This is a genomic window from Nonomuraea polychroma, from assembly GCF_004011505.1.
Taxonomy (GTDB): domain Bacteria; phylum Actinomycetota; class Actinomycetes; order Streptosporangiales; family Streptosporangiaceae; genus Nonomuraea; species Nonomuraea polychroma.
In genome coordinates this window covers 6178699-6196789 of sequence record NZ_SAUN01000001.1, presented here as the reverse complement: position 1 = coordinate 6196789, position 18091 = coordinate 6178699, and the positions used below count along the sequence as shown (strand labels likewise).

The following is an 18091-nucleotide window of genomic DNA, read 5'->3' as shown; positions in this document are numbered from 1 at the left end:
TCTGACACTTCTCCTCCAGAAGGAGGAGCTGCATTTCGGCCAAGACGCGATATGTTGCGAGTATGACTGATCCCGGTGAGGTCCGCGCGTCGGATGCCGAGCGCGAGGCCGTCGTCGAGCAGCTCCGTGTCGCCTCGGTGGAAGGCAGGCTCACGCTGGCCGAGCTGACCGACCGCACGGAGGCGGCCTACACCGCCACCACCCACGCCGAGCTGGCGATGCTCACCCAGGACCTGCCTGCCGCCGGCGCCGTGCCCGCCGGCGCCGTGCCCGCCGGAGCTCGGCCCGCCCGTGAGGGCAGGAAGCGGCGCTGGTTCGTCGGCGTCATGGGCGACTCCAAGCGGCGCGGGAAGTGGCGGATCGACCAGGAGCTCGGCGCGGTCGCCGTGATGGGGGACGTGGTGCTCGACCTGCGCGAGGCCGAGGTGCGCACGGACGTGGTCGACATCACGGCCGTCTCCGTGATGGGGGACGTGAAGATCATCGTGCCCGACGGGGTCAACGTGGATCTCGACGGTATGGCCATCATGGGCGACAAGAAGGTGGACGTGCTGGAGGCCGCGCCCGGCATGAACGTGCCCGTGGTCCGGGTGCACGCGTACGCCGTCATGGGCGACGTCAAGGTGCTCGGCGACTCGCGGGCACAGCCGCTGAAGCGAAGCTTCGCGGCCTGGCGCGAGCACTGGCGGCAGCTGCACGGCGAGGACTGGCGGGAGCTCGGCAGGCAGCTGCGGACCGAGGGCCGCGAGCTGCGCAGGCAGCTGCGCGACCAGCACAAGGGCTACGGGCGCGGCTACTGAACGCCACGGGACTCCTGGCGCGGCTACCGACGGCGTGGGGCTACGGGCGCGGCTACCGACGGCATGGGGCTACGGGCGCGGCTACTGACGCGCCCCGCCCGACGAGGCGGATCGGCGCCGCGAACCGCTCAGATCGCGAGGGACACCGGCTGCCGCTGCGCCTGCTCGTAACGTTCCAGCAGCACGTCGGCCAGCTCCGGCGCGGGACCGAGCACGTCGGCCACGACGGCCGCGCCCGCCTCCAGCGCGCTGCGCCGCACCTTGTCGGCGAAGTAGCCGGGAGCCAGCAAATACGGCGCCACGGCCACCCTGGGCGCGCCCGCGCGTACCAGCTCGGCCACCGCCTGCGCGGGGGAGGGCTCTGCGGCCGAGGCGTAGGCGGCCTTGACCGTCCACCAGCCGGTGCGCCGCCACTCCCGCGCCATCTCCGAGATCACCGCGTTCGCCCTGGCGTCGCTGGAGCCCGCCGACACCAGGACCACCGCCGTGTCCGGGTCCCCGGGCCGCACGCCCGCCTCGGCAAGGCGCCGCTCCAGCGCGGCCCGCATCAGCGGGTGCGGGCCGAGCGTCGTGCCGTACTGCACGCGCAGGCGGGGCCGGCGCGCGCGTGCCTCGTTCAGCGCCGCCGGCAGGTCCACCCGGCTGTGGTATGCCTCGGTGAGCAGCAGCGGCAGCACCACGGCCTCCTCCAGGCCGCTCAGCGCCTGAGAGAGCGTGGGAGCACAGTGATCCAGGTACGCGACGCGGACGTCCAGCGGCACCTGCTCGAGCAGCGCGGCCACGGTGGCGGCGGCACGCGGATCTCGCGATCCGTGCGCCACCGCCACCAGTGGCACGCCACCGGGGGCCGTCCCGCCTGCCAACGGGACGAGTCCCCTCCTGGGGATCAAAGGTGAATGCCGCATTCGACCTTCCCCAGGCCCGCCCAGCGCCCGCTGCGCGGATCCTCTCCCTCAGCGACCTGCCGCGTGCACGGCGCGCAGCCGATCGAGGGGTAGTTGTCGTAGTGCAACGGGTTGATCAGCACCCCGTTGTCGGCGATGTAGTTGTCGACGTCTTCCTGCGTCCAGGCGGCGATCGGGTTGACCTTGACCATCTGCCGCTTGGCGTCCCACTCGACGACCCTGGTGCCGGTCCGGCTGGGCGACTCGTCGCGGCGGATGCCGGAGACCCACGCCAGGTACGGCTCAAGCGCCCGGTTCAGCGGCTCCACCTTTCGCAGGTAGCAGCACAGGTCCGGGTTACGGCCGAACAGCCGCGGGCCGAGATCGCGATCCTGCTCCGCGACCGTCCGCGACGGCTTCACATCGATCACGTTGACGTCATAGACCTGCCGCACCGCGTCCCGCGTGCCGATCGTCTCGGCGAAGTGGTAGCCGGTGTCGATGAACAACACGTCCACGCCGGGCTTGACCCTGCTCACCAGGTCGATGAGGAGGGCATCGCTCATCGAGGACGTCAGGCAGAGCCGGTCACCGAACGTCGCCGCCGCCCAGCGGATGATCTCGCGCGCGGGGGCGCCCTCCAGGAACGTCGCGGCGGACTCGACGATGTCCTGCAGGTCGAGTGTGCCGCGTTGCTCTCTCAAACCCACTTCGATGTCCACCAGCGTCATATCTTCACTCCGATCCCGAGAAACTTCAGCTTGAAGGCGCGGGCGCAGGCACGGCAGTACCAGCCGCCGTCACCCTCGTAGGGTTCGAGGTCCTCGTCGCCGCAGTAGGGGCAGTGGAACGGAACCGCTCGGGTGCTCATTTCAGGTCCGCCTCGTCCGCGCGCTGCACCCAGTCGGCGAACGACTCGCCTTCCTTGCGCTGCGCGTCGTAGTTCTTCACCACACGCTCCACGTAGTCGGGAAGCGCCTTGGCGGTGGTCTTCAGCCCGCGCACCTTCCGGCCGAAGCCGGCGTTGACGCCGAGCGAGCCGCCCAGGTGGATCTGGAAGCCCTCCACCTGGTCGCCGTTCTCGTCCACCACCAGCTGGCCCTTGAGGCCGATGTCGGCGACCTGGATCCGGGCGCAGGAGTTGGGGCAGCCGTTGACGTTGATGGTCAGCGGCTGGTCGAAGTCGGGGAGCCGGCGCTCCAGCTCGTCGATCAGGTGGCCGGCCGTGGCCTTGGTCTCGACGATGGCCAGCTTGCAGTATTCGATGCCGGTGCACGCCATCGTCTGGCGCCGGAAGGTGGACGGCCTGACCTGCAGGTCGTTGGCCTCCAGCTCGGCCACGATGGAGTCCACCTGGTCGGGCGCGACGTCGAGGATGACCATCTTCTGCTCGACCGTCGTACGCACCCGCTCGGAGCCGTGCCGCTCGGCGATGTCGGCGATCGTGTGGAGCTTGTCGCCGTCGAGCCTGCCCACCTTGGGCGCGAAGCCGACGTAGAAGTTGCCGTCCTTCTGCGGGAAGACGCCCACGTGGTCGCGTCGGCTGCCGCGCGGCTGCTCGGGGGCGGGCCCGTCGGGCAGCGGAGCCTTGAGGTATTCGGTCTCGAGGATCTCGCGGAACTTCTCCACGCCCCAGTCGTTGACCAGGAACTTGATCCGCGCCCGGTGCCGCAGCCGCCGGTAGCCGTAGTCGCGGAAGATCCCGACCACGCCCTCGTAGACCTCGGCCGCCTGGTCGGGCCGGACGAAGACGCCGATCCGCTTGCCCAGCATCGGGTTCGTGGACAGGCCGCCGCCCACCCACAGGTCGTAGCCGGCCTCGCCCTGCTCGTTGACCACGCCGACGAACGCCACGTCGTTGATCTCGTGCACCGTGCAGTGCGCCGGGCAGCCGCTCAGCGCCGACTTGAACTTGCGGGGCAGGTTCGAGTACGCGGGGTTGCCGACGACCCGGTCGTAGATCTCGCCGATCTGCTCGGTCGCGTCGAGCACCTCGTCGGCGTCGATGCCGGCCAGCGGACACCCCAGGATCACGCGCGGCGTGTCGCCGCATGCCTCGGTCGTCGACAGGCCCACGGCCTCCAGGCGCTCCCAGATGTCCGGCACCGACTCGATCTCGATCCAGTGCAGCTGGACGTTCTGGCGGTCGGTCAGGTCGGCGGTGCCGCGGCCGTAGTCGTTGGAGATGTCCGCGATCGTGCGCAGCTGGGCCAGGGAGAGCTGGCCGCCGTCGATGCGTACACGCAGCATGAAGTAGCGGTCGTCCAGCTCCTCCGGCTCGAGGATGGCGGTCTTGCCGCCGTCGATGCCGGGCTTGCGCTGCGTGTAGAGGCCGTACCAGCGCATGCGGCCACGCAGGTCGGCGGGGTCGATCGAGTCGAAGCCACGCTTGGAGTAGATGTCGATGATGCGCTGGCGGACGTTGAGGCCGTCGTCGTTCTTCTTGTTCTCTTCGTTCTTGTTGAGCGGCTCACGGTAACCGAGAGCCCACTGGCCTTCGCCGCGCGGGCGCTTGTGGTGCCGGCTGGCAGGGGTGCGGCTGGCAGGGGTGCTCATTGCGCGTCCTTAGGATCATGGGCGCGCGCAGGATTCCTCAAGCCTCATCGTCGAGGGCAGGATGCGAGGGAGGATTGCGACGCGCTCAGCGGCAGAAACAATCGAGTTAGCGGGCGTCGCAACAGATGGCACTGCGGACACGCTGAAGGTCGACGTGGCGTCGACCGACGAGCATGGGGTCCGCTGGCATGCTTCGAAGATACCTTGGCCGTCCAAGATGTCCAAGACGGGGTCCAGAGTATGGACTCAGATGGACCCGCAGCGAAGCGAGGACACCTATCTAAGTCCTCCCGAGCGGGCTCGGCAAGGAGCAGGGTCCGATCTTTCAACCCTGGCGGCGCCAGCCCAGCTCGCAGTCCTTGGGCCTGTCCTCGGCGCTCTGGTGCTGGCAGTCGCACCAGGAGCCGCCGCGGCAGTCCTCGTGGCGTTTCTCCTTGCAACTCTGGCAGATCACGTCTGCAATTATTCTCCTAGAACCTTGTTCGGGAGGCTGACAGCACGTGAATCTCATGGACGAGTTGCTCGGCGATCTCCGGGCCGAGACCGCCTCCTTCGAGGCGTTGCTCCAGCCCCTGCGTGACGAGGACTGGGAGCTGGCCACGCCTGCCGAGGGCTGGGCGGTCCGGGACCAGGTGAGCCATCTGGCCTGGTTCGACGACGCCGCAGCCCGGGCGGTCACCGACCCCGAGGGTTTCCACGCCTCGCCGGCAGGGTTGTCGTCCGTGGACGACCTCGTCGTGCAGGCGCGCGGGATGTCGCCGGCCGAGCTGCGCGACTGGTTCCGCGCCGCACGGGGCCGGAGCATCGACGCGTTCGCCGCGCTGGGCCCCCGCGACCGGGTGCCGTGGTTCGGGCCGGCGATGTCGGCCGCCTCCTTCGTCACCGCGCGGCTGATGGAGACCTGGGCCCACGGCCAGGACGTGGCCGACGCGCTCGGAGTCGTCAAGGAGCCGACGAGCCGGCTGCGGCACGTGGCCATGATCGGGTTCAGGGCCCGGCCCTACAGCTTCGCCGTGCGCGGACTGCCGGAGCCCACCGAGCCGGTGCGCGCGGAGCTGACCATGCCTGACGGCAGCATGTGGTCGGCCGGCCCGCCGGAGGCGGCCGCCGTGGTACGCGGGCCGATGCTCGACTTCTGCCTCGTCGTCACCCAGCGTGTCCATCTGTCCGACACGGCGCTGGAGCTCGAAGGCGAGCCGGCGCGGGCCTGGATGAAGATCGCCCAGGCGTTCGCCGGTCCTCCTGGTAAAGGCCGGGCACCCAGATCAGGGTGACATGCTGGTGCGTGGTCGCCGGCATCTGGCTCGCCATCGGCCACGTCGTCACCTCTATCCCCCTCTTCATCTCCATCATCGGGATTTCCCATGGGCGTCGCGAACATCAAGATGATCCCGGTCTCCCTCCTTCCGCTGGGCGCCCGCATCGTCGACCTCGACTAGGGCAGCTACAGGGGACGTAAGCTGTGCCGAAGAGTCACTGCGAAAACTGTTGGGTGCCATGACGTCCACTGATGCGCCGCCCCGGCCGAAGAGAGGGCTTGTCTCCAACGCCAGGGCCAGGCTGAGCTGGGTGCTCGACACGAAGTCGTGGGCGATCGTCCGCGCGGCCACCAACGCCGGCGTCACCTACCGGGTGACCGGCCTGGCGGGCGAGGCGGCGTTCTTCGCGCTGCTGTCGCTGCCTCCTTTCGTGCTGGGCCTGATCGGCGTACTGGCCAAGATCGGCGCCTGGGCGGGCGGCGAGGTGGTCAAGCAGGTCAATGCGTGGGTGATCGAGCAGGCCGCGCTGCTGTTCTCGGTCGATGCCCTGAACAAGGTGGTCAAACCGCTCATCGCCGACGTCCTCAGCAACGACGCGAGCAAGGTGTCGATCATCTCGCTGGGCTTCCTGCTGTCGCTCTGGTCCGGCTCCCGAGCCCTCTACGTGTACGTGGACCTCATCTCCGTCGCCTACGGACTGGGCGAGGAACGCGGCATCATCCGCACCAGGCTCATGTCCTTCGGCCTCTATGTCGTGGGCCTGGTCATCGGCATCATCGTCATGCCGATCCTCATCGTGGGCCCGACGCTGCTCAAGGACGCGCTGCCCGGCGAGTACGGCGTCATGATCGACATCCTGTACTGGCCGGTGGTGATCGTCGGCTCGGTGCTCTTCCTGACCGTGCTCTACCACGTGAGCGTGCCGGTCAGGACGAAGTGGTACCGGGAGCTGCCCGGCGCGATCCTGGCGCTGTTCCTGTGGATCCTCTGCGCCGCGGTGCTGCGGGCCGTGCTGGCCGCGTGGTTCTCACCCGTCTCCGTGTACGGCTCCCTGGCGGCGCCCGTCGCGGTCCTCCTGTGGCTCTACATCACGGCGCTGGCCGTGCTGATCGGGGCCATTCTCAACGCCGAGGTCGATCGGCTCTGGCCGGGCGTGAGCCGTACCAAGTAGAGCCACCGAAGGTTCCCGATCTACCCGGCGCCGAGATCGACGTCAAGCTCGGACCGCTCGGCGTGATCAAGGACGTCGCCGTCACACCCGCCTGAACCCGCAGATCAGGAAGCGATGAGCCGTCGGCGGATCCGCTATCGTCTACAGCGAGACGCGACTGGCGCATTGGGTGGGATAGACCACCGGGGAGCGAAAGGAGCGGAGGCCGTGCGCCTGGGTCTTCGCACGTTGTCAACGATGACAGGAGAGTCATGAGTTCTCTCGCTAGCGTCGACCCGCAGATCGCCGAGCTCATCAAGGCGGAAGAGCGCCGCCAGTCCGACACGGTCAAGCTCATCGCGTCGGAGAACTACGTGTCCAAGGCCGTGCTGGAGGCCACCGGCACCGTCCTGACCAACAAATACTCCGAGGGCTACGCGGGCAAGCGCTATTACGAAGGCCAGCAGGTCATCGACCAGATCGAGACCGTGGCGGTCGAGCGGGCCAAGGCCCTGTTCGGCGTCAACCACGCCAACGTCCAGCCCTACTCGGGCTCGCCCGCCAACCTGGCGATCTACATGGCGTTCCTGCAGCCCGGCGACACCGTGATGGGCATGGGCCTGCCGTTCGGCGGCCACCTCACGCACGGCTGGTCGGTCTCGGCCACCGGCAAGTGGTTCAACCCGGTGCGTTACGGCGTACGCAAGGACACCGGCCGCATCGACCTCGACGAGGTGCGGCAGCTCGCGCTCGAGCACCGGCCGAAGCTGATCTTCTGCGGCGGCACCGCCATCCCGCGCACCATCGACTTCGAGGGCTTCGCCTCGATCGCCCGCGAGGTCGGGGCCGTGCTGGCCGCCGACATCGCGCACATCGCGGGCCTGGTCGCGGGCGGCGCGCACCCGTCCCCGGTCGGCCACGCCGACGTGATCTCCACGACCACTCACAAGACGCTGCGCGGCCCGCGCGGCGCCATGCTCATGGCCACGAGCGACGAGCACGCCACGGCACTCAACAAGGCCGTCTTCCCCGGCCTGCAGGGCGGCCCGCACAACCACACCACGGCCGCCATCGCCGTCGCGCTGCACGAGGCCTCCACCGACGAGTTCAAGGCCTACGCGCACCAGATCGTCGCCAACGCCAAGGCCCTGGCCGACGAGCTGGCCTCCCGCGGGTTCGACCTGGTGTCCGGTGGCACCGACAACCACCTGATCCTGCTGGACCTCACGCCCAAGGGCATCGGCGGCAAGCCGGCGGCGCAGGCGCTCGACCGGGCCGGTCTGGAGACCAACTACAACACGGTGCCGTTCGACACGCGTAAGCCGTTCGACCCGTCGGGCATTCGCATCGGCACGCCGTCCGTCACGTCGCGGGGGATGGGCGAGGCGGAGATGCGGCAGATCGGGGCCTGGATGGACGAGGTCGTCACCGCCCTCGCCAAGGGCGACGCCGAGGACGTCATCAGCCGGGTGCATCACGAGGTCAGCGAGCTGACCGCGCAGTTCCCCGCCCCGGGTCTTTAGGCCCATTTTTTACGGCCGGGCCGGGTTCTTCCAACCGCCGTCGTTGGCTGGGCTCTGTCGGGAGAGAGGCTTTTGATCTTTTACGGCGGGGCCAGGTTCATCCAGTCGCCGTCGTTGGCTGGGCTCTGTCGGGAGAGAGGCTTTTGATCTTTTACGGCGGGGCCAGGTTCATCCAGTCGCCGTCGTTAGCTGGGCTCTGTCCAGGGAGACGCTTTCTGACCCGGTCAGTGGCGCGCCGCCGTTACGGCGCCCCGCTGGCCGGGTTCCGTGGTTCCTAGCCTGGCCGCCATACATCTTGCGCCGGGCTCGGCCGCACCCCATCCCGCCGCACCGGCGCCCGGACGGCTTCTGCCCGCCTACGGCCCCTTACCTCGTGCGAAGTGGCACCGTCCGTCGGCGCGTCGTCGCACCGGCCTCGTTGGCCGGGTTCCGTGGTTCCTGGCCTGGTCGCCGCGCCGGTCTGCGGCGCATCCCGCCACACGCTCCCGTACACAGGGGCGCCCCGCCGCACGGGCTCCTTGTGCGGCGGGGCGCTTGTCGCGAGCGGGGCGGGCCGGAGTGCCCCGTCGCGGTGGCCGGCGGCGGGGCCTGGAGGACTGGGCGCCGCGCCGGCCGGGGAGGGCCTGCCAGGGGGACGGGACCGGCGTCCCTTTGGTCAGGCCTTGGCCGAGGACGATGTAGTCGGCCCCGTACGGGACCTTGGCCTGGGTGCCGGGCTGGCAGGTGTCGTTGGGGGCCAGGCCGCCGGTGGTGCTCAGGCGCAGGATCTGCGTGGTGTGGGCGAGGAGGCCGGTGCCGGAGGCTGACTGCGTGTCGTCGAGCACCAGTTCCGGGATGTTGGCCGTGCCGTTGGGCGTTCTGGTGACGTCAATACCCACGCATCCGCGCCAGGGCATGGGAGAGCCCTCCCACCAGTGGCGCGAGGGCTCGGAATAGGTGGGATCAAGCCTCGATGGTGAGCAGCCTCTTACCTGTCGAGGTCACCACTTCGAAATGATCGACGTCCTTCAGTTGGGTCGCGCTGCCGCCGTGCATGTAGAGCGGATCGGGCGACCCCGGCACTCCGTACCCGGCTGGAGGCACGGACCACCCGGTCATCACCCGGCGCTCACCCGATTTGGAGACCGAGATCAGCTCGCACTCCAAGGGCCCCTTGACCCCGGCCAGCTTGAGGGCCGCGTGCGTGCCCCAGCCTTTGGACTCCACCACCAGCCCGCCGGTGATCCCGTCGACCCCCTTGCCCTCGATGGGCCGGCCGCCGGCGTAGAACTGCTCGGCCGGGCCCATGTGGGACATCTGATCGGAACCCTGCGCGACCTGCGGCGCCTCACCCCCGGTGAGCTGCGTGCCGATGGTCAGCCCGCCGGCGACCAGCGTGACCGCCGCCGCCATCCCGATCATGAACGTCCCCTTGCGCGTCCTCCTGTCCGCCGCCCTCTTGCGGCGCAGCATGTCGATCGCCGGGGCCGGCGAAGGCGGGCGGTCGTCCACCACGGGACCACCGAGCCCGTTCAACACGCTCGCCACGCCGGCCAGGTCGGAAAGCTCGGAGCGGCAGGCGGCGCAGAAGAGGAGGTGGGCCTCGAACGCTTCCTTGTCGTCGTCCTCGAGCAGGCCGAGCGCATACGCGCCCACGTCCGTGTGCTCGACTCTCGATGTCACGCCGTCACCCCCCTCTCCTCCAACGCGATGCGCAGCGCGCGAACGGCGTAGTAAACCCGGGACTTCACGGTGCCCACCGGGATGCCGAGCGCCGCGGCGGCGTCGTTGACCGACCGGTCCCGCAGGATCGTCTCGTTGAGGATCTCGCGGTGGGCCGGCGACAAAGCCTTCAGCGCCTCTGACACGACCACCTGGTGCAGGAGACCCTCCATCTCGTCCGGCACGGGCATGCTCGCCAGCGGCCCGTCGCCCGACTCCTGGGGGCGGGCGTCCCTGCGCCGCCGGTCATCGATCACGATACGTCTGGCGACTGTGGCTAGCCAGGGCATAAGTGAGACTGCCTCAGGATCGAGCTGCTCCGCGCTGCGCCAAGCGCGGATCATGGTCTCCTGTACCACGTCTTCCGCCCACTGCCGATCGCCCGCCGTCAGCCGGATCACGAAGGCCAGCAGCGGCCTGTGATACTCCCGGTAGAGCGCGGACACTGCCACCTCGTCGTCGGGCGCCTCGTGATCCGGTCGCATGTGCCGGATCCGGTGGCGTGAGCGCGGCTTGCCCATCGGGGCGGCTCCGTCGGCCGAGGGCGGGGGATACGTGCTCGCTCGCATCATTCCCCTTTCTCGCGTCCGTCGGCAGGAGGTACGACGAGCCGGCATGGCATGGTTCAACACATCGCCATGCCAAATTGGATTGCATCGCCGGGGACAGGGTGCGTAGAGTCACCACGGCAACCGATCGAGGAGGTGAGGACTATGCGGGTCGTCCTGCTCTGCCTGCCGTCAGTCCACCTCCGGGCGCTCATCTGACGCTGCCCGGTTCCTTCTCGAATCAAGGGCTTCATTCCGTTGTCTTCTTACGATCTTTCTCTGCTCGGCTGGACCGATCTCCGCGCCGCCGAGCTGCCTACCGGCACCGTTCCCGCCCGTGTGGCCCGCGTCGACCGCGGCGCCGCCGAGGTGCTCGCGGCCGACGGGCACCATCACGTCAAGTACGCCGCCCACGTCCGCCGGGCGTCGGCCGCGGACCCCGTCGCGCTGCCATGCGTCGGCGACTGGGTCGCGCTGCGGCTGCTCCCCGAGGGGCGCTACGAGCTCGACGTGGTGCTGCCGAGGACGACCGCGTTCATCAGGGGCGGCGTGAGCCGCGACTCGATCGGCGGCCTGTCGGGCGACGGTCAGGGCCAGGTGCTCGCGGCCAACGTCGACGTCGTGTTCGTGGCCGAGCCGTCCATGCACTCCACCGACTTCGCCGACCTCGGCCGCATCGAGCGGCTCGTCGCGCTGGCCTGGGAGTCCGGCGGCACGCCCGTCGTGCTCATCACCAAGTCCGACCTGTTCGAGCAGGGGCTCGACGACCTGCTCGCCGACGTGCGGGTGGCCGCGCCAGGGGTGGACGTGCACGCCGTCTCCTCGCTGCACGGCGAGGGGGTGGAGCTGGTCGCCGGCTACCTCGGGGGCTCGCGTACGGCCGTCATCCTCGGCCCGTCGGGCGCCGGCAAGTCCACCCTGGTCAACGCGCTGGCGGGGGAGAGCGTCATGGACACCCAGCAGGTACGCGCCGCGGACGGGCGCGGGCGGCACACCACCGTGCACCGGGAGCTGATCCCGTTGCGCGGCGGCGGGCTCGTCATCGACACGCCGGGCATCCGCAGGATCGGGCTCTACGACATCGGTGAGGGCGTGGACCTCGTCTTCTCCGACATCGAGACGCTGGCCGGGCGGTGCAGGTTCGGCGACTGCGGGCACAACGGCGAGCCGGGCTGCGCGGTGCTGGCCGCGGTCGACAGCGGTGAGCTGCCGGAACGGCGCCTGGAGAGCTGGCGCAAGCTGCAGCGCGAGGCCGCCTGGATGGCCGGCCGCACTGACGCGCGCCTGCGCAAGGAACAGCAGAACAAGTGGAAGGTCATCACCAAGGAAATGCGCCGCTCGGGCCGCAACCGCCCCTGACCCGCTGCGTGGGCCGTGGTCCTGCCCGGGCCCTGTGTCCGGGCGGGCCTGGCCTACCGTTCATGCCGTGACTGCGGGGCGTGGAGACCGGTGTGGCCTGCGGTGACGCGGTGATGGGTGAACCAGGGTGACCGAGATCTGAACGGGTGAGGGGGCCGGGAGGCGAGGAGTGCGCGCCTGCGGGGTAGAGCACAGGTCATGGAGCTCTTCCCAGACCGGGCCGAGGCCGGGGCAAGGCTCGCCGAGCGGTTGCTGGACGCGCACGACCCTGTCGTGCTCGCGCTGCCCCGCGGCGGCGTGGCAGTGGCCGTGCCCATCGCGCGCAGGCTCGGCGCAGACCTCGAGGTGCTGGTGACCAGGAAGATCGGATATCCGCCGACGCCGGAGCTGGGCGTCGGCGCGATAGCCGAGGGCGGCGAGCCCGTCTTCGATCTGCGGCTGCTGGACCGGCTCGGCATGACGCCCGAGTCCGTCGCGGACGTGGTGGAGAGGGAGCGGAGAGAGCTGGCCCGCCGGGTGCACGCCTACAGGGGGGACCGCCCTCTGCCTCCGCTGGAGGGCCGGGAGGTGATCGTGGTCGACGACGGCCTGGCCACCGGCGGCACCGCCCGGGCCGCGCTCAGGGCGGTCGCCACGCACAAGCCCGCCAAGGTGACGCTTGCCGTGCCGGTCGGAGCCCGCGAGACCGTGCGGTCCATGCGGGACGAGGCTGACGAGGTGGTGGTGCTTCTCACGCCGATCGACTTCAGGGCAGTCGGGCAGTGGTACGAGCGATTCGACCAGCTCAGCGACGCCGACGTGCTGGAGCTGCTCGGCCGGGAGTGACCGGCTCAGCCCGCGAGCACGGCCCAGACCAGCTTGCGCGTGCCGCCGGGGGAGAGCCACCCCCAGGCCGTGCAGAGGGCGTCCACCAGCCGCAGCCCTCGCCCGTACTCGGAGAAGACGTCGGGTGCGGCGGCCACCGGGACGGTCTGGCTGTGGTCGGTCACCACACAGGCCAGCTCGGCTCGGTGGGCCAGGAGCCGGAGCTGCACGACCCCGCCGCCGTGCCGCATCGCGTTGGTCACCAGCTCGGAGACCACCAGCTGCGCGTCGAAAGCGACCTCGATCACGCCCCACGAGGTGAGCGTCTGATCGACGAACCGCCTGGCGGTGGCCACGCAGGCAGGCTCGAGCGCCGAACGCTGATGGAAGGGGAACACAGCGTCGCACTCACCGGCGCGGCCATCCACCAGAATGGTCGAGAGCCACCCTGGTGGCCGGGAACCGATGGCGGCTTGCGGCCGAGCGTCGAAAGTCGTCATTCTGGCCCCCGAAGCGCGGTCTGGTGATCCATTGCCCATCTTTACGGGGAGTGCTTACCAATGCAAGACTTTTCGTAGTTTACAGATGCCAATCGCATCTGCACGTGCAGACGATCAAGGGGCGGCGCAGTGAGCGCAGAGAGCGCGGAAGGGAAGCTTCTCAGCTATTCGCCGGGAAGCCCGACGGTGCTGCGTATCCTGCTCGGAACCCAACTCCGGAGGCTCCGTACCGAGAAGGGTATCTCGCGGGACGACGCTGGGTACTCGATTCGCGCATCTCACGCCAAGATCAGCAGGCTGGAGCTCGGCCAGGTCAGTTTCAAGCAGCGCGACGTGGCGGATCTGCTCACCCTGTACGGCGTCACCGACCCGGCCGAACGGCAGCCGCTGCTCGACCTGGCCAAGCAGGCCAACGCCCCAGGCTGGTGGCACAAGTACACCGACGTGCTGCCCTCCTGGTTCGAGGTGTACATCGGCCTGGAGGGCGCCGCCTCCAGCATCCGCACCTACGAGAACCAGTTCGTGCCCGGCCTGCTGCAGACTGCCGACTACGCCAGGGCGGTCATCGAGCTGGCCCATGAGAAGGCGACGCGGGAGGAGATGGACCGGCGGGTGGCCCTGCGCACCATCCGGCAGGAGCGGCTCTCGAGCGGGCTGACGCTCTGGGCGGTGATCGACGAGGCGGTCGTACGCCGCAGGCTCGGCGGGCCGGACACGATGCGGGCGCAGATCGCCCATCTGCTGGAGGTCACCGCCTCGCGCAACATCACCGTGCAGATCATGCCGTTCGACCGCGGCGGCCACGCTGCGGCCGGGGGGCCGTTCAGCATCCTCCGGTTCCCGGAGCGTGAGCTGCCCGACGTGGTGTACATGGAGCAGCTCACCAGTGCCCTCTACCTGGACAAACCTGCCGACTCTGACCACTACATGGAGGTCATGGACCGGCTGAGCATCCAGGCGGAGACGCCGAACGAGACCAGACGCTTTCTGGAACGATTGCTTTCCGACTGACCTGCTGAAATCCCTGTGATCCACTACATACCGGGATTTTTGGTCGTCCGGTATATAGACGTCAACGTGTTGCCGTATTGTCACCTCGCAAACGCGGATGCACGTGCATCCGTAAGATCGCGAGGAGCTGCCCCCATGCACGAGTTCCGGAACGGAACACCCGCCGGCCGTCTGCCCGTCGTCTGGCGCAAGAGCAAGAGGAGCAACCCCAACGGCAACTGCGTCGAGGTCGCGAACCTGCCCACGGGGGAGATCGCCATGCGTAACTCACGCTTTCCCGAAGGGCCGGCGCTGGTCTACACCCAGGCGGAGATCACCGCGTTCGTCCTCGGGGCGAAGGACGGCGAATTCGACGACCTCATCGTCTGAGAGGCCGGATTACGGGCGAGTCCAGGGCCGGATTTCGGTCACCCTGGGTCAGTCGCGGGGCGCGCCGCGCCGGCGCCACTCGGTCAGTCGCGGGCGCCCGGGAGCCGGCCGCGGCCGGTGGCCCCCGCCGGCGAACGCGACGTAGCGAAGGATCACGTTCGGCCGGTGGGCGGGCCACCGGCCGAACCGGGTGGCGCCTACCGGTAGACGCGCGGGTCCGCCTTGAGGCCGCCGGTCAGGCGGAGGGTGATGAACTCGTTGTCATCCGGCTTGCCCGGCGTGCGGCCGTTGGAGAAGGGGAAGTTGTTGTCGTCCAGCACGCCGAGCGTGCGGTCGTCGAGGATGACGACGTCCTCGATCGTCTGGAACGGGAACCTGAACGTCCCCGGCGCGCCACCGAGCCCACGCGGGTCGGCGATGTTCAGCAGGTCGGCGACCAGGGTCTTGTCGAGCGCGCCGTCGCCGTCCTTGTCCCGCATGTCCGCCAGGTAGATGCGCTTGACCTGCGCGGCGTCGCCCTGCAGGTTGTCCCGCTCGATGATCAGGAACCGGTCGGCGTCGACCGCGATCGCGTCGCCGATGGCGTGGGAGGACGAGTCCAGCCGGTACGTCCACCGCCGCCCGGTGTAGGCCCGCTCGCGCAGGTCGAACTCGTTCATCCGCAGCGTCCCCGCAGGGTCGCCGGCGACCGTGCCCTCGAGCAGCGGGTAGAGGTGGCGGCCGTCCACGGACCTGGCCATCCCCTCGAAGCCCTTGCTGCCGCCGAGGTTGGGCTGGGCGCCGTTCAGGTTCGGGTTCTCGGGCGCGCGGACGCCCGGCAGCTCGATCGGGGCCTCCATCAGCCGGCCCTTGCGGTCGAAGTGCAGCAGGAACGGGCCGAACTCGTCGCCGATCCAGTACGTGCCGTCCACCGTGCGCACGATCGACTCGACGTCGAAGTCGGCGCCGGTGAGCGTGCGGTCCTTCCTGGTGAGCGGGAACGGCACCAGCCCGCGCGGGTCGGTCAGGTTGAACCCGCCGAGCACCTGGACGGACTTCGCCGCGAAATCCGGCTTGACGCGGTGCACCCGCAGCAGGAAGTCGGCGCTGTTGGCCTTGTTGCCGAAGCCGTTGTCGGACAGCACCTCGAACGTGCCGTCGTGGCGGCGGACGATGCCGCTGAAGCCCTGCACGGGCTGGCCGGGGAACGGCGGCGTGACCCCGTTGACAGGCGCGGTTCCGAGGGACGATCCCGACGGCTCGCTGCCGGGGACGAAGGTCAGCGCGGGCAGCGAGGCGAACCCCGTCAGCGTGGCCTGCCCGAAACCGGGCTGGGTGCCGTGACGGCCGGGGTCGGCGGCGGCGGGAGCGGCTATGGACAGGGCCGCCGCGCCCGCGGCCAGCAGGATGGCGATGCGTTTCATGGCGGGCACCCTAGGGCGGCCATATGACGGCATTCCGAACGGACGGCAACGGGCGATGACCGCCAGATGTCGGCCCGGCTGTCATCGCCCCCGTATGGTGCGGCGCCACGGTGCCCGAGGGCGTGCGGTGACGCTAACGCGAAGGCAGCCCGTACGCGGTGGGCGGGGGCTCCTCGTCGTCCTCGTGCGCCAGCGCGAGGACCTCCGGCCGCAGGATGGCCGACGCCCCGAGGACCTCGACCCCGAGGAGGCGGCCCCCGGCGTCGAAGTCCAGCACCAGTTCTCCCGGCATGCCCTCGCGCTCCACCAGGACCTGCGACTCCGCCTCACCTTCGCCGATCTCGTCCACGAGGTAGATGTAGGCGACGTCGTTCTCGTCGTCGTGCTCGATCCGCAAGTCAGACCTTTCAGCGGTGACTATTTCTTGTTCTTCCGGATGACCGAGATGATGCCGCCTCGTCTGTTCGTCACGACACGCATGTTCTGGGTCTCATGGACGGTGGTACCCGGCTGGTTGCCGGGCTTCGACTGCCCGTTCTTGATCGTCTGATTGACCATGTCATCGCTGACGCCACGCTGGCCCTGGCGCTGATTGGCGTGTGACGTGGTGCCGTCCGTGCTGTCCTTCTTGCTCCCGCCGCGGCCGCCTCCGCCGCGGCGCCCGTTGCCGCCTTGTCGCGCGTTCTTGTTGCTGCGGCCCATCGCGGCCATGCGGTCGCGCACGTGACTCGGGCCGGTCGTCGCTCGCGGGCCCACGTTCCTCGGCCCCGCGAGCGCGCGCCCGGGACCGGCAAGCGCCGGGGTCGGGCCGCCGCCTCCGGGGCGCCGCAGCATCTCCACGATGCGGCGGAACCGCTGGGTGAGGAGCCGGTTGAGCGCCGGCGCGATGACCCTGCCCGCCCCCTCCATGCCCTCTCGCTTGACCCGGAGGATCAGGGCGCGCGAGCGGAGCATCTCCGCGGTGGCGAGGGCGCCGCCGTACGGCCCGCCCATCAGCAACGCCCTGGCCACCCGCACGGTCGTGATGACCGCGGCGGTGCCGATAGCGATCTTGACTCCGGTCGTCAGCCAGGCGGTGTTCTCCAGCACGACAGGGGCGGACCTGGCCGCCGCGATCGCCTGGCTCTGATGCCCGCCGTCACCGCCGGTCTCGCCCCAATAGCCGGCCAGCGCGGTGCTTCCCTCGCCGTGGTAGGCCTGCCGCGTTCCGCTGACCGCGGCGTCGGCTCCGGCCGCGGTGGGCTCGGCCACGGCCAGCACGGTCCGCCAGGCGTAGGAGTCCTTGAGTACCTCGTCCTCGTCCCCGGGCTCCATTTCCAGGCCCATGTCGTGCAGCATCCCGTGCACTTCGGGGGGGAAGGTCATGGCCATGTCAGGTCCACCTGTCCGCGAGAGCACGCGCCTGGTCCACGCCGGCCCGCTCGCCCTCACGCGTGTTCGCGGAGGCCAGGCTCAGCCCGTTGCCCGTGTCGCCCATGGCCCCGGAGATCCCGGTCATGGCCTCGAGCCCGAGCGCCGTGGCTTCGGCGTACGGGCCGAGCAGCATGGACAGCAGGCCGCCGGCGCCTCCCCAGGAGGCGCCGCCCACGCCACGCTCCCTGAGCCGCTCCAGCGCCGCGGCGTAGTCCTCTCCGTGCACCCGCATCGCGGTGGCGTAGCGCTCCACAGAATCCCGGTCGATTTCAAGCCCCGAACTCATGCGGAAGACCTTAGTGCGAACGATCGCTGAACGCGCCGTGATCATAAATTTCGTGATCCATCTCGCTTTGAACAAGATTGTCGATCATGTGACAAACTGCTGAGCAATCACTGCCAACAGCGGGAGTCGACCATGACGACACCTTCACCGGAGGCGGATGCCGAGCACATGGAGCGGGTCCTGAGCCAGGGCGCGCGCATGATGGCCCGCCTGCGGCAGGCGCAGGCCGAGCTGCGCGACGTGAGCGGGAGGGCCGAGAGCTCCGACGGCATGGTGCGGGCCGTGGCCGACGGGCGGGGCGGCATCGTGGAGCTGCGCCTGGATCCGCGCGTGATGCGGCTCGACCACGCGGCGCTCGGCAAGCAGGTGACGGCGGTGCTCCAGGACGCCCAGCGGGAGGCCGAGACGCGGGTCCGGCGGATCACGGACGACGCCATGGCCGACACCGAGCACATGCCCCAGCCGCTCGACGAGACGTTCATTCGTGACAGGGTCGAACAGGTCGCCCGTAATCTGATCAGCTGA

24 protein-coding genes and 1 riboswitch are annotated in these 18091 nt (G+C 69.6%); of the genes, 10 read left to right on the top strand and 14 right to left on the bottom strand.

Annotated elements, in window-relative coordinates:
* Nucleotides 1-62 precede the first annotated feature (62 nt).
* Nucleotides 63-800 (top strand): DUF1707 SHOCT-like domain-containing protein, encoded by a 738-nt coding sequence (locus EDD27_RS28220; protein ID WP_127935068.1) that lies wholly within the window; start codon nucleotides 63-65, stop codon nucleotides 798-800.
* Nucleotides 801-928: 128 nt separating this feature from the next.
* Here the strand turns inward: EDD27_RS28220 and EDD27_RS28215 are convergent, their stop codons facing one another.
* From EDD27_RS28215 to EDD27_RS57940, 6 genes are all read right to left on the bottom strand, one after another.
* The gene (locus EDD27_RS28215) at nucleotides 929-1705 is read right to left on the bottom strand and encodes a sirohydrochlorin chelatase (protein WP_127935067.1); all 777 of its coding nucleotides are present in this window, start codon (nucleotides 1703-1705) and stop codon (nucleotides 929-931) included.
* On the bottom strand, nucleotides 1687-2415 hold the full coding sequence (locus tag EDD27_RS28210; RefSeq protein WP_127935066.1) for a phosphoadenylyl-sulfate reductase: 729 nt from the start codon (nucleotides 2413-2415) through the stop codon (nucleotides 1687-1689). Before EDD27_RS28210 ends, EDD27_RS28215 begins: the two co-directional genes overlap by 19 nt.
* Nucleotides 2412-2555 (bottom strand): Insertion element protein, encoded by a 144-nt coding sequence (locus tag EDD27_RS28205; RefSeq protein ID WP_127935065.1) that lies wholly within the window; start codon nucleotides 2553-2555, stop codon nucleotides 2412-2414. The genes EDD27_RS28210 and EDD27_RS28205 overlap by 4 nt, the downstream gene beginning before the upstream one ends.
* Nucleotides 2552-4240 carry a nitrite/sulfite reductase gene (locus tag EDD27_RS28200; RefSeq protein WP_127935064.1) on the bottom strand — a complete coding sequence of 563 codons (1689 nt, stop codon included), beginning with the start codon at nucleotides 4238-4240 and terminating at the stop codon, nucleotides 2552-2554. Before EDD27_RS28200 ends, EDD27_RS28205 begins: the two co-directional genes overlap by 4 nt.
* 106 nt (nucleotides 4241-4346) lie before the next feature.
* Complete coding sequence (locus EDD27_RS58910) at nucleotides 4347-4430, bottom strand: putative leader peptide (RefSeq protein ID WP_311132608.1); 84 nt, start codon at nucleotides 4428-4430, stop codon at nucleotides 4347-4349.
* Between the two features lie 135 nt (nucleotides 4431-4565).
* Nucleotides 4566-4694 carry a hypothetical protein gene (locus EDD27_RS57940; protein ID WP_277750758.1) on the bottom strand — a complete coding sequence of 43 codons (129 nt, stop codon included), beginning with the start codon at nucleotides 4692-4694 and terminating at the stop codon, nucleotides 4566-4568.
* Between the two features lie 55 nt (nucleotides 4695-4749).
* Between EDD27_RS57940 and EDD27_RS28195 the strand changes: the two genes are divergently transcribed.
* The 4 genes from EDD27_RS28195 to glyA all read left to right on the top strand — a co-directional run bounded on the left by EDD27_RS28195 (nucleotide 4750) and on the right by glyA (nucleotide 8172).
* Complete coding sequence (locus tag EDD27_RS28195) at nucleotides 4750-5514, top strand: TIGR03084 family metal-binding protein (RefSeq protein ID WP_164904242.1); 765 nt, start codon at nucleotides 4750-4752, stop codon at nucleotides 5512-5514.
* Nucleotides 5511-5699, top strand: a complete 189-nt coding sequence (locus EDD27_RS28190; RefSeq protein WP_338324667.1) for a YccF domain-containing protein — start codon at nucleotides 5511-5513, stop codon at nucleotides 5697-5699. Before EDD27_RS28195 ends, EDD27_RS28190 begins: the two co-directional genes overlap by 4 nt.
* A gap of 38 nt (nucleotides 5700-5737) precedes the next feature.
* Nucleotides 5738-6670: a YihY/virulence factor BrkB family protein gene (locus EDD27_RS28185; RefSeq protein ID WP_241564294.1), complete on the top strand. Its 933-nt coding sequence runs from the start codon at nucleotides 5738-5740 to the stop codon at nucleotides 6668-6670.
* A gap of 143 nt (nucleotides 6671-6813) precedes the next feature.
* A riboswitch (ZMP/ZTP riboswitch) is annotated at nucleotides 6814-6896 on the top strand.
* Nucleotides 6897-6921: 25 nt separating this feature from the next.
* Nucleotides 6922-8172 carry a serine hydroxymethyltransferase gene (glyA, locus tag EDD27_RS28180; RefSeq protein ID WP_127935062.1) on the top strand — a complete coding sequence of 417 codons (1251 nt, stop codon included), beginning with the start codon at nucleotides 6922-6924 and terminating at the stop codon, nucleotides 8170-8172.
* Nucleotides 8173-8528: 356 nt separating this feature from the next.
* Here glyA and EDD27_RS28175 read toward each other — a convergent pair whose 3' ends face one another.
* The 3 genes from EDD27_RS28175 to EDD27_RS28165 form a co-directional block, all read right to left on the bottom strand.
* On the bottom strand, nucleotides 8529-9050 hold the full coding sequence (locus EDD27_RS28175; protein ID WP_164903825.1) for a DUF3455 domain-containing protein: 522 nt from the start codon (nucleotides 9048-9050) through the stop codon (nucleotides 8529-8531).
* 64 nt (nucleotides 9051-9114) lie between these two features.
* Nucleotides 9115-9834: an anti-sigma factor family protein gene (locus EDD27_RS28170; protein ID WP_127935060.1), complete on the bottom strand. Its 720-nt coding sequence runs from the start codon at nucleotides 9832-9834 to the stop codon at nucleotides 9115-9117.
* On the bottom strand, nucleotides 9831-10358 hold the full coding sequence (locus tag EDD27_RS28165) for a sigma-70 family RNA polymerase sigma factor (RefSeq protein ID WP_206641688.1): 528 nt from the start codon (nucleotides 10356-10358) through the stop codon (nucleotides 9831-9833). The genes EDD27_RS28170 and EDD27_RS28165 overlap by 4 nt, the downstream gene beginning before the upstream one ends.
* A 321-nt stretch (nucleotides 10359-10679) precedes the next feature.
* On the opposite strand from EDD27_RS28165, the gene rsgA reads away from it, so the two are divergent.
* Entirely contained in the window at nucleotides 10680-11780 is a 1101-nt protein-coding gene (rsgA, locus tag EDD27_RS28160; RefSeq protein ID WP_127935058.1) for a ribosome small subunit-dependent GTPase A, read from the top strand.
* 198 nt (nucleotides 11781-11978) lie between these two features.
* Nucleotides 11979-12605 carry a phosphoribosyltransferase gene (locus EDD27_RS28155; protein WP_127935057.1) on the top strand — a complete coding sequence of 209 codons (627 nt, stop codon included), beginning with the start codon at nucleotides 11979-11981 and terminating at the stop codon, nucleotides 12603-12605.
* Between the two features lie 5 nt (nucleotides 12606-12610).
* Here the strand turns inward: EDD27_RS28155 and EDD27_RS54605 are convergent, their stop codons facing one another.
* On the bottom strand, nucleotides 12611-12940 hold the full coding sequence (locus EDD27_RS54605; RefSeq protein WP_164903823.1) for an ATP-binding protein: 330 nt from the start codon (nucleotides 12938-12940) through the stop codon (nucleotides 12611-12613).
* 273 nt (nucleotides 12941-13213) lie between these two features.
* On the opposite strand from EDD27_RS54605, the gene EDD27_RS28145 reads away from it, so the two are divergent.
* On the top strand, nucleotides 13214-14095 hold the full coding sequence (locus tag EDD27_RS28145; protein ID WP_127935055.1) for a helix-turn-helix domain-containing protein: 882 nt from the start codon (nucleotides 13214-13216) through the stop codon (nucleotides 14093-14095).
* A gap of 135 nt (nucleotides 14096-14230) precedes the next feature.
* Complete coding sequence (locus EDD27_RS28140; protein ID WP_127935054.1) at nucleotides 14231-14464, top strand: DUF397 domain-containing protein; 234 nt, start codon at nucleotides 14231-14233, stop codon at nucleotides 14462-14464.
* A gap of 197 nt (nucleotides 14465-14661) precedes the next feature.
* Here the strand turns inward: EDD27_RS28140 and EDD27_RS28135 are convergent, their stop codons facing one another.
* The 4 genes from EDD27_RS28135 to EDD27_RS28120 all read right to left on the bottom strand — a co-directional run bounded on the left by EDD27_RS28135 (nucleotide 14662) and on the right by EDD27_RS28120 (nucleotide 17566).
* A complete protein-coding gene (locus tag EDD27_RS28135) occupies nucleotides 14662-15867 on the bottom strand; it encodes an esterase-like activity of phytase family protein (protein ID WP_127935053.1) in 1206 nt (401 codons plus the stop codon).
* Nucleotides 15868-16000: 133 nt separating this feature from the next.
* Entirely contained in the window at nucleotides 16001-16264 is a 264-nt protein-coding gene (locus tag EDD27_RS28130; RefSeq protein ID WP_127935052.1) for a DUF2283 domain-containing protein, read from the bottom strand.
* 20 nt (nucleotides 16265-16284) lie between these two features.
* Nucleotides 16285-17232 (bottom strand): DUF4258 domain-containing protein, encoded by a 948-nt coding sequence (locus tag EDD27_RS28125; protein ID WP_127935051.1) that lies wholly within the window; start codon nucleotides 17230-17232, stop codon nucleotides 16285-16287.
* A gap of 7 nt (nucleotides 17233-17239) precedes the next feature.
* Nucleotides 17240-17566, bottom strand: coding sequence for a hypothetical protein (locus EDD27_RS28120; RefSeq protein ID WP_127935050.1), 327 nt, complete (start codon nucleotides 17564-17566; stop codon nucleotides 17240-17242).
* A gap of 132 nt (nucleotides 17567-17698) precedes the next feature.
* On the opposite strand from EDD27_RS28120, the gene EDD27_RS28115 reads away from it, so the two are divergent.
* Nucleotides 17699-18091 (top strand): YbaB/EbfC family nucleoid-associated protein, encoded by a 393-nt coding sequence (locus EDD27_RS28115; protein WP_127935049.1) that lies wholly within the window; start codon nucleotides 17699-17701, stop codon nucleotides 18089-18091.

Excerpts from the sequence above, each read along its gene's own strand:
- EDD27_RS58910 (WP_311132608.1), bottom strand. The coding sequence starts at position 4,430 with ATGCCAGCGGACCCCATGCTCGTCGGTCGACGCCACGTCGACCTTCAG.
- EDD27_RS28120 (WP_127935050.1), bottom strand. The coding sequence starts at position 17,566 with ATGAGTTCGGGGCTTGAAATCGACCGGGATTCTGTGGAGCGCTACGCC.
- EDD27_RS28135 (WP_127935053.1), bottom strand. The coding sequence starts at position 15,867 with ATGAAACGCATCGCCATCCTGCTGGCCGCGGGCGCGGCGGCCCTGTCC.
- EDD27_RS28200 (WP_127935064.1), bottom strand. The coding sequence starts at position 4,240 with ATGAGCACCCCTGCCAGCCGCACCCCTGCCAGCCGGCACCACAAGCGC.
- EDD27_RS28205 (WP_127935065.1), bottom strand. The coding sequence starts at position 2,555 with ATGAGCACCCGAGCGGTTCCGTTCCACTGCCCCTACTGCGGCGACGAG.
- glyA (WP_127935062.1), top strand. The coding sequence starts at position 6,922 with ATGAGTTCTCTCGCTAGCGTCGACCCGCAGATCGCCGAGCTCATCAAG.
- EDD27_RS28185 (WP_241564294.1), top strand. The coding sequence starts at position 5,738 with ATGACGTCCACTGATGCGCCGCCCCGGCCGAAGAGAGGGCTTGTCTCC.
- EDD27_RS28155 (WP_127935057.1), top strand. The coding sequence starts at position 11,979 with ATGGAGCTCTTCCCAGACCGGGCCGAGGCCGGGGCAAGGCTCGCCGAG.
- EDD27_RS28125 (WP_127935051.1), bottom strand. The coding sequence starts at position 17,232 with ATGACCTTCCCCCCCGAAGTGCACGGGATGCTGCACGACATGGGCCTG.
- EDD27_RS28220 (WP_127935068.1), top strand. The coding sequence starts at position 63 with ATGACTGATCCCGGTGAGGTCCGCGCGTCGGATGCCGAGCGCGAGGCC.
- EDD27_RS28195 (WP_164904242.1), top strand. The coding sequence starts at position 4,750 with ATGGACGAGTTGCTCGGCGATCTCCGGGCCGAGACCGCCTCCTTCGAG.
- EDD27_RS28115 (WP_127935049.1), top strand. The coding sequence starts at position 17,699 with ATGACGACACCTTCACCGGAGGCGGATGCCGAGCACATGGAGCGGGTC.
- EDD27_RS28140 (WP_127935054.1), top strand. The coding sequence starts at position 14,231 with ATGCACGAGTTCCGGAACGGAACACCCGCCGGCCGTCTGCCCGTCGTC.
- EDD27_RS28215 (WP_127935067.1), bottom strand. The coding sequence starts at position 1,705 with ATGCGGCATTCACCTTTGATCCCCAGGAGGGGACTCGTCCCGTTGGCA.
- EDD27_RS28210 (WP_127935066.1), bottom strand. The coding sequence starts at position 2,415 with ATGACGCTGGTGGACATCGAAGTGGGTTTGAGAGAGCAACGCGGCACA.
- EDD27_RS28165 (WP_206641688.1), bottom strand. The coding sequence starts at position 10,358 with ATGCGACCGGATCACGAGGCGCCCGACGACGAGGTGGCAGTGTCCGCG.